Annotated in this window: 7 protein-coding genes; all 7 read right to left on the minus strand. The window is 64.0% G+C overall.

Features of this window, described 5'->3' with window-relative positions; all coding sequences use genetic code 11:
* Positions 1 to 85: 85 nt before the first annotated feature.
* The 7 genes from BZL41_RS24690 to BZL41_RS24720 all read right to left on the minus strand — a co-directional run bounded on the left by BZL41_RS24690 (position 86) and on the right by BZL41_RS24720 (position 8,187).
* Positions 86 to 1,381: a flavohemoglobin expression-modulating QEGLA motif protein gene (locus BZL41_RS24690; protein ID WP_095601706.1), complete on the minus strand. Its 1,296-nt coding sequence runs from the start codon at positions 1,379 to 1,381 to the stop codon at positions 86 to 88.
* Between the two features lie 7 nt (positions 1,382 to 1,388).
* Positions 1,389 to 1,940 carry a hypothetical protein gene (locus BZL41_RS24695; protein WP_095601707.1) on the minus strand — a complete coding sequence of 184 codons (552 nt, stop codon included), beginning with the start codon at positions 1,938 to 1,940 and terminating at the stop codon, positions 1,389 to 1,391.
* 98 nt (positions 1,941 to 2,038) lie between these two features.
* The gene (locus tag BZL41_RS24700; RefSeq protein WP_095601708.1) at positions 2,039 to 2,752 is read right to left on the minus strand and encodes a TetR/AcrR family transcriptional regulator; all 714 of its coding nucleotides are present in this window, start codon (positions 2,750 to 2,752) and stop codon (positions 2,039 to 2,041) included.
* Between the two features lie 112 nt (positions 2,753 to 2,864).
* Positions 2,865 to 4,367: a lysine--tRNA ligase gene (gene lysS, locus BZL41_RS24705; protein ID WP_095601709.1), complete on the minus strand. Its 1,503-nt coding sequence runs from the start codon at positions 4,365 to 4,367 to the stop codon at positions 2,865 to 2,867.
* A 118-nt stretch (positions 4,368 to 4,485) separates the two neighbouring features.
* A protein-coding gene (gene prfB / locus BZL41_RS24710; RefSeq protein ID WP_139198530.1) for a peptide chain release factor 2 occupies positions 4,486 to 5,581 on the minus strand; the annotation gives its coding sequence in 2 pieces (ribosomal slippage) (positions 4,486 to 5,508 and positions 5,510 to 5,581; 1,095 coding nt in all).
* A 110-nt stretch (positions 5,582 to 5,691) separates the two neighbouring features.
* Entirely contained in the window at positions 5,692 to 7,356 is a 1,665-nt protein-coding gene (locus BZL41_RS24715; RefSeq protein WP_095601710.1) for a GMC family oxidoreductase, read from the minus strand.
* 129 nt (positions 7,357 to 7,485) lie between these two features.
* Positions 7,486 to 8,187 carry a tellurite resistance TerB family protein gene (locus tag BZL41_RS24720; protein ID WP_095601711.1) on the minus strand — a complete coding sequence of 234 codons (702 nt, stop codon included), beginning with the start codon at positions 8,185 to 8,187 and terminating at the stop codon, positions 7,486 to 7,488.
* Positions 8,188 to 8,383: the final 196 nt, after the last annotated feature.

The following is an 8,383-nucleotide window of genomic DNA, read 5'->3' on the forward strand; positions in this document are numbered from 1 at the left end:
CCTTCGGTTAGCGGCAAGTGACGAGCTGCACACGCTTTCAGAGGCAAACCACTTGCAGCTTGAGGCTCGTAGCTTGCCGCTTTATTCAGAGGATATTGGCGTAGTCGGCTTCGATCCGGTCCAGGCTCAGGTGGTTCAGGAAGTTGGAGAAACACATCCAGGCCGACAGCGCGTTCAGGTCGCTGAACTGCGGCGGCAGGTATTTCGGCGGCACCACCAGACCTTCGTCCACCAGTTGGCGCAGGGTCCGCATGTCTTCCAGGGTGGTCTTGCCGCAGAACAGCAGCGGAATCTGCTCCAGCTTGCCTTTGCGCACCGCGAGCTGGATGTAGTTGTAGATGAGGATGAAACCCTTGAGGTAGGACAGGTCCTTGGTGAACGGCAGGCCATCCGGCGTCGAGCCGCGAAATACCCGGCTGGCGTTGCCGTAGCACTCGTCCTCGGCATATCCCTCGCCGCGGAAGAACTCGAAGATGTCGAGGAAATTCGCGCCCTCCTCGGCCATGTGGATGGCCCGGGTGCGGTTGGTCAGCTTGCGCAGGCGGGTCGGGTAGGAGGCGAAGGCGATCACTTCCATGAGAATCGCCAGTCCTTCCTGGGTCACGGTGGAGGACGGAGGGCCCTTGGAGAGGAAGGTGCAGACCGGCTGGTTCAGCCCGTTCAGCGTGGTGCCCACATGTACCAGCCCTTCGTGGACTTCCAGCGCCCGCACGTCGCGTTCGTTGAACATCGCATCGGTGCGGATCTTGATGTAGTCCGCACCGGCCGCCGCATCGGCGACGATGCCGTCGGACTCGATGACGCGGATGGTGCTGTCCTTCTCGCCGAACACCTTGTTCAACCGGCCTTGCAGCAGCTCGACGGCCTCCTTGGCGGAAAGCGTCTTGGGCTCGTCCTTGAGGTCGCCGCGGTCGGCGATGTTATTCAGGTAGTCCGACAGCATCAGGCCGAGATCGGCCAGGGTCGGGTCACCGGCATGGAAGGCGTCCGATGCCGCACCGTAGAGGTCTTGGGAGATCAGGCCGAAATCCGCCGTGCCGCGCGCTTCGAGCATGCGGATGACCATGCGATATTCCTTGCACATGCGCCGCATGATCTGCCCGACCGGATTGAACTGGCCGAGCTGACGGGTGATGTCCCGCTCGATGTTCTGGAACTCCTGTTTCTTCGCCGCCGAATCGAAGGTCAGCGGGCGGCTCTCGTAGTAGGCGCGGTCGATGGCCGGCAGCTCCTTGCCCTTGGCCTTGAAGAAGCCCTTGCGGACGCCGTCGTCCCACTTGACCGCATCCAGCACGCGGATCGGCGTCTGCGCCTCGACGATACGGTCGGAAAGCGCCCGGATGATCAGTTGGTAGTCGTCCAGATCCATTCGGCTGTTCATCGTCTCCTCATTCACCGGAACGTTGGTAGCGGGCCACTTCGACGAAGACATCGGAGTTGGCCGGGTCGTCCAGGAAGGCGAACACCTTGTCCAGCGGACTGCTGATCAGCACACCGTCGCCCCGCTCGGTTTCCACCCGCTGCCCCTCCAGCTCGCCCTGGTCCAGAGTCTGCTGGATGCGTTCGACATCCAAGGTATAGATCACCAGCTCGTTGCTGGTGGTGATCTCAAAGCCGGCGATGGCGAAATTGGCGCCGAGGCTCTTCGGCAGGCCGGCGGAGACGTACCAGCGCAGGCCATGGTGCGCGACGGTGAAACTGTACTCTTCCTGACCCTCCTGGTTGTCGGGACTCTCGACGTAGGATTTCGCCTTGTAGACATTCGCGCCGGAGCGGCTGATGTCCAAGTACTGCTGCTCGCCCCACTCGTTTTTGCGCGTCCACTCGCCGAGCAACGGGATGGGCGCCGCCTCGTTGGCCGGGATGGGGTCCTTGAAGGTGACCAGGCAACCGCTCAACAACAGGAAGGACACGGCGATCAGGGCACGCCAGGCTTTCATTTCGCTCTCCTTGTGAGACGTCTGCGCCGGATTATGCGACGGAGCCGGCCGCCGCGTCGCCCACTCGCCAGCAAAACCGGCACAATTTTCCAGCCAGCTCAGAGCCCGAGCACCAGATACATATAGCGCCTGAGAATGGCCAGCATCTCTTCGATGTTCAAGTGCTCCACCCCGTCGAGCAGGCCCTGATACTCCATGCGCTCGATGATGCCCGCCAGCACCTCGGCATCCTGTCTCGGCTGTTGCGAGCCGAGCACCTGGAAGAAATGCGTGGTGCCTTGTAGCAGGATCTGCCGGTGCGAGCGGACCAGTTCGTGAAGGCGCGGGTTGAGCAACGCTTCCTGGTGGAAGGCATGTTCCGCCATCAGGTGATCGCGACGGGTGAGCAATTGGTGGCGCACGTACTCGACGGCCAGCCGGGCGATCTCATCGGCCAGGTTGCGTCGCGATTCGGCGGTGCCGTCCAGTTTGCCGACTTCCTCCAGCAGCAGCCCCTGGGTGCTTTCCCAGAAGTGAGCCATGTAGGCGGCGCTGCGTTCGACGAACTGGGCGAAGGTATCGGTGATGAGGTCGTCGATATCCTTGAAGTAATAGGTGGTGGCCGACAGCGGCACCTCGGCCTCGGCCGCCACGGCGCGATGACGCACGGCGCGCACGCCTTCGCGGACGATGATGCGCATGGCGGCATCGAGAATGGCCTGGCGGCGCTGCTCGCTGCCTTGCCGGCTGGCCTTGCGGCCCTGGTACTGGACACTGTCGGCGACGGCGTTGGCGATGCGGGAAGCACTATCGGGAGCGGAGGGGCGGGTCACGGCGGCGATTTCCTCGAACTCGGTGGAACGAACGCAGAATCAGACTTGGGACGCCGGGATGACCCGGCCGGAGCACAAAAAAGCCGCCCGAAGGCGGCTCTTTTCATGACGCTCAGACTTCCGGACGCATGTGCGGGAAGAGGATCACGTCGCGGATCGACGGCGAGTCGGTGAGCAGCATCACCAGACGGTCGATGCCAATGCCTTCGCCGGCGGTGGGCGGCATGCCGTACTCCAGGGCGCGAACGAAGTCGGCGTCGAAGTGCATGGCTTCGTCGTCACCGGCATCCTTGTCGCGAACCTGGGCGAGGAAGCGCTCGGCCTGGTCTTCCGCGTCGTTCAACTCGGAGTAGGCGTTGGCGATCTCGCGGCCGCCGATGAACAGCTCGAAGCGGTCGGTGACGCTTGGGTCGTCATCGCTGCGACGGGCCAGCGGCGAGACTTCGAACGGGTAGCGGGTGATGAAGGTAGGCTGCTCCAGCTTGTGCTCGACCAGTTCCTCGAAAATCATCGTCTGCAGCTTGCCCAGGCCCTCGAAGCCCTTTACATCGGCACCGGCCTTCTTGGCGATGGCGCGGGCCTTGTCGATGTCCTTGAGGTCGGCTTCGCTGATGTCCGGGTTGAACTTGAGGATCGAATCGAACACGGACAGGCGGGCGAACGGCTCGCCGAAATGGAACACCTTGCCCTGGTAGGGTACGTCGGTGGTGCCGAGAACGGACAGGGCCAGCTCGCGGAACAGTTCCTCGGTGAGGTCCATGTTGTCTTCGTAGTCGGCGTAGGCCTGGTAGAACTCGAGCATGGTGAACTCGGGGTTGTGCCGGGTCGAGACGCCTTCGTTACGGAAGTTGCGGTTGATCTCGAAGACTTTCTCGAATCCGCCCACCACCAGACGCTTGAGGTACAGCTCCGGGGCGATGCGCAGGAACATGGCCATGTCCAGCGCATTGTGGTGCGTCTCGAACGGTTTGGCCGCCGCGCCACCCGGGATGGTCTGCAGCATCGGCGTTTCCACTTCGAGGAAATTGCGGTCGGCGAGGAACTTGCGGATGTGGGCGATCACCTTGGAACGCACGCGGAAGGTATGACGCACCTCCTCGTTCATGATCAGGTCGACGTAGCGCTGGCGGTAGCGCTGCTCGGTATCGGTCAGGCCATGGAACTTGTCCGGCAGCGGGCGCAGCGACTTGGTCAGCAGGCGCACGTTATCCATGTAGACGTAGAGGTCGCCCTTGCCGGAGCGCGCCAAGGTGCCCTCGGCGGCGATGATGTCGCCCAGGTCCCAGTGCTTGAGCGCTTCGAGGGTCTCGGCCGGCAGCGTCTTGCGGTCGACGTAGACCTGGATGCGCCCGCTCATGTCCTGGATCACCATGAAGGCGCCGCGGTTGAGCATGATGCGCCCGGCGACCTTGACCTTGATGCCGGCGGCCTCGAGTTCTTCCTTGCTCTTCTCGGCGTAGGCCTGCTGCAAGTCGCCGCACAGGCTGTCGCGGCGGAAGTCGTTGGGGAAGGCGTTGCCCTTGGTGCGTTCCGCGGCAAGTTTTTCCTTGCGCTGGGCAATCAGCTTGTTCTCTTCCTCGTGGATCGCATGCTCGTTCAGCGGTTGTTCGCTCATGGTGGTCTTTTGCCTGGCGCTTGTTACGTAATGAGTGAAATGCAGGTGCGAGGGGGCTCGCGAACCGGGCGCCCCGCACGCGACGTTCGCGGGCGGGAGCGCTCCTGCAAATGGTCTGTCACAGCCCCTGCTTGAGGCTCGCTTCGATGAAGTCGTCCAGATCGCCGTCCAGCACCGCGTCGCAGTTGCTGTTCTCGATGCCGGTGCGCAGGTCCTTGATCCGCGACTGGTCGAGCACGTAGGAACGGATCTGGTGACCCCAACCGATGTCCGACTTGGTGTCTTCCAGGGCCTGGGCGGCGGCGTTGCGCTTCATCATTTCCAGCTCGTACAACTTGGCACGCAGCATCTTCATGGCGCGGTCCTTGTTGGCGTGCTGGGAGCGTTCGTTCTGGCAGGACACCACGGTGTTGGTCGGCAGGTGGGTGATACGCACCGCGGAGTCGGTGGTGTTCACGTGCTGACCACCGGCCCCGGAGGAACGGTAGGTATCGATGCGCAGGTCGGCCGGGTTGATCTCGATCTCGACGTTGTCATCCACTTCCGGCGAGGCGAATACCGCGGAGAACGAGGTATGCCGGCGGTTGCCGGAGTCGAACGGGCTTTTGCGCACCAGGCGGTGCACGCCGATCTCGGTACGCAGCCAGCCGAAGGCGTACTCGCCCTTGACGTGGACCGTGGCGCTCTTGATGCCGGCGACTTCGCCCTCGGACAGTTCGACGATCTCGGTGTCGAAGCCACGCTTGTCAGCCCAGCGCAGGTACATGCGCAGCAGCATGTTGGCCCAGTCCTGGGCCTCGGTACCGCCGGAGCCGGCCTGAATGTCCAAGTAAGCGTTGTTGGCATCCATCTCGCCGCTGAACATGCGGCGGAATTCCAGTTTCTCGAGGATGCCGCGCAGGCGCTCGACTTCCACGGCGACATCGTTCACCGCGCCTTCGTCGTTCTCTTCGGCGGCCATGTCGAGCAGGTCGCGGGAATCGGCGAGGCCGCCGTGAAGCTCGTCGAGTGTCTCGACGATCAGCGCCAGCTGGGCGCGTTCGCGGCCCAGGTTCTGCGCGTATTCCGGGTTGTTCCAGACGTTCGGGTCTTCGAGCTCGCGCTCGACTTCAGTCAGGCGATCACGCTTGTGATCGTAGTCAAAGATACCCCCGAATCGTCTGGGTGCGCTCGGAGAGGTCCTTGATGCTGTTCAGGATCGGATTGATTTCCATGGCTGGGAGCACTCGCAGGCGAAACTTTGAAAAGCCGGCGAGTATACCCCACTCCGCCGGCCCTGGCAGCCCGCTCGTCCCGCCCCAGCCGGCTAATCCTGACCATTGGCTCACGCCACGCCGGCCGGCTCTCGCGCCTGGGCCGGAACCCCGGTCGCCGTACAGGCCCGTTGCCGGTCTTCGCGGATCAGCTCGGCGGCCTTCTCAGCGACCATCAGCACTGGCGCGCAGGTATTGCCGGAGACGATGCGCGGCATGATCGACGCATCGGCGATACGCAGCCCGGCCACGCCATGCACGCGCAGGCGCGCGTCAACCACCGCGTCAGGTCCCGAACCCATCCGGCAGGTCCCGGACGGGTGGAAGATGGTGGTGCCGATCAAGCCGGCGGCCTGCCGCAAGTCGTCCTCGGTCTGGTAGGCCGGGCCCGGCAGGTATTCCTCCGGCCGGTAGCCTGCCAGGGCCGGCGCGGCGACGATGCGCCGGGTCAGACGAATGGCGTCGGCCGCCACCGCCAGGTCGCGTGGATCGCTCAGGTAATTCGGCTGGATGAGGGGCGCTGCCTGCGGATCGACGGAACGGATCTCCACCCTTCCCCGGCTTTCCGGACGCAGGTTGCAGACCGAAGCGGTGAAGGCCGGGAAGTCGTGCAACGGATCGCCGAACTTGTCCAGCGACAGCGGTTGCACGTGGTATTGCAGATTGGCGGACGCCTGCCCCGGATCGGAACGAGCGAAGGCGCCCAGTTGGCTCGGCGCCATGGCCAGCGGTCCACTGCGGCTGAGCAGGTAGCGCAGGCCCATCCCGCACTTGCCCCACAGGCTGCCGGCCAGTTGGTTGAGGGTCGTCGCACCGCTGATCCGGTAGATCAATCGCAATTGCAGGTGGTCCTGCAGGTTGGCGCCAACACCCGGCAACTCATGACGAACGCCAATGCCCAGGCGCTCCAGCAACGGACGCGGGCCGATGCCCGAACGCTGCAGCAAGGCGGGCGAACCGATGGAACCCGCGCATAGGAGGGTCTCGCGAGAGGCCCTGAACGACCGCTCCTGGCCCTGCCAACGCACCAGCACGCCCGCCACCCTACCCTCGTCGAACAGTAGCCGCTCCGCCTCGGCCCCCGTCAGCACGGTGAGATTGGCACGCTGACGGATACCACGAAGGAACGCCTTGGAGGCATTCCAGCGCACCCCGCTACGCTGATTGACCTGAAAGTAGCTGCAGCCTTCATTGTCGCCGCCGTTGAAGTCGTCGATGCTGGCGATCCCCGTCTGCGCGGCCGCTTGGCGGAAGGCATCGAGGATTGGCCAGGACAGGCGCTGACGTTCGACCCGCCACTCACCGTCGCCGCCGTGCAGGTCACTGGCTCCGGCGAAGTGGTTCTCTGTCCGCATGAACAAAGGCAGCACGTCCTTCCAGGCCCAGCCGGGATTGCCCTCGGCGGCCCAGCCGTCGTAGTCCCTGGCCTGCCCACGCATGTAGATCATCCCGTTGATCGAGGAGCAGCCGCCGAGCACCTTGCCGCGCGGGTATTTCAACGCCCGCCCGTTCAGGCCGGGCTCGGCCTCGGTGCTGAAACACCAGTCGGTACGCGGGTTGCCGATGCAATACAGGTAGCCGACGGGAATATGAATCCAGGGATAGTTGTCACGTCCGCCGGCCTCCAGCAGCAGCACTCGCACGGCGGGATCGGCGGACAGGCGATTGGCCAGCAGGCAGCCCGCCGGCCCGGCGCCGACGATGACGTAGTCGTAATCCTGGGTAATGTCCGGCATCGCACTCTCCCTGGTTTTGTTCTTATCGGGAAAACCTAGTCGTTGACGAACGAATAGGGAATGACCTGCGTTTCGTCCGCGAACGGCACCCGACGCGGCAAAGGCCGGCGCCAGGTTCGGACAGGGCCGTCAGACGCCAGCCTGGGCCTGCTTCACCTGGGCTTCCAACTCGGCCTTCAGCGCCGGGTCGAGCTTCAGTTGGCGGGCCAGCTCGTCGAGGTAGGCGCGCTCCATGAAATGTTCCTCATCCACGATCAGCACACTGGCCAGGTACATCTCCGCCGCCATCTCCGGGGTGCGGGCGGCACGAGCCACTTCGGCCGGATCGAGCGGTTTGTTCAGCTCCACATCCAACCACTGCTGCAATTGCGAGTCCTGGGTCAGCTTGGCCAGTTCGCCTTCGATCAGTTCGCGCTCGCGGGCGTCCACGTGGCCGTCGGACTTGGCCGCCGCCACCAGCGCCTTGAGAATGGCCTCGCTGTGCGCCTCGACCTGCGGCGCCGGCAGGCGATCGAGGGTCTGCGGCGCGGCCTGGGGCGCCGTTGCCTGCTGCGACTGCCAGTTGCTGTAGGCCTTGTAGGCCAGCACACCGAGCGCCGCCAGACCGCCATAGGTGATCACTTTGCCGCCCATCTTGCGCGCCCGCTTGTTGCCCATCAGCAAGCCCAGCGCACCAGCCGCCAAGGCACCGCCGCCAGCACCGGACAGCAGCCCGCCGAGGGCATCGGCATTGAATCCACCGGACTTGCCGGGTGCGCCGCCGCCTCCCTTCTTCTGAAGCATTTCCTGGCCCGACTTGAGCAGTTGGTCGAGCAGACCGCTGGTATTCATGGACACCTCCAATGTTCGGTTGAGCGCATCAGCGTAAGAACCTGTTTACGATCTGCTGCGCGTTGGCCCTGCTGCGTTAAAAACCGACTGGATCGCCCCCGGTCGGACTGCTCATTTACAGCTCGTAAAGTCGAATGCGACCCCAGTCACGTCCTCGCCTGTTTTTGCCTTGCATGGCTCTAGCTCGCGAGATCGT

The sequence above is a fragment of the Pseudomonas sp. PIC25 genome, assembly GCF_002286785.1.
Classification (GTDB): domain Bacteria; phylum Pseudomonadota; class Gammaproteobacteria; order Pseudomonadales; family Pseudomonadaceae; genus Pseudomonas_M.

Bases quoted from the DNA above. Each gene is read 5' to 3' on its own strand.
- lysS (WP_095601709.1), bottom strand. From the start codon at position 4,367: ATGAGCGAACAACCGCTGAACGAGCATGCGATCCACGAGGAAGAGAAC.
- BZL41_RS24715 (WP_095601710.1), bottom strand. From the start codon at position 7,356: ATGCCGGACATTACCCAGGATTACGACTACGTCATCGTCGGCGCCGGG.
- BZL41_RS24720 (WP_095601711.1), bottom strand. From the start codon at position 8,187: ATGAATACCAGCGGTCTGCTCGACCAACTGCTCAAGTCGGGCCAGGAA.
- BZL41_RS24695 (WP_095601707.1), bottom strand. From the start codon at position 1,940: ATGAAAGCCTGGCGTGCCCTGATCGCCGTGTCCTTCCTGTTGTTGAGC.
- BZL41_RS24690 (WP_095601706.1), bottom strand. From the start codon at position 1,381: ATGAACAGCCGAATGGATCTGGACGACTACCAACTGATCATCCGGGCG.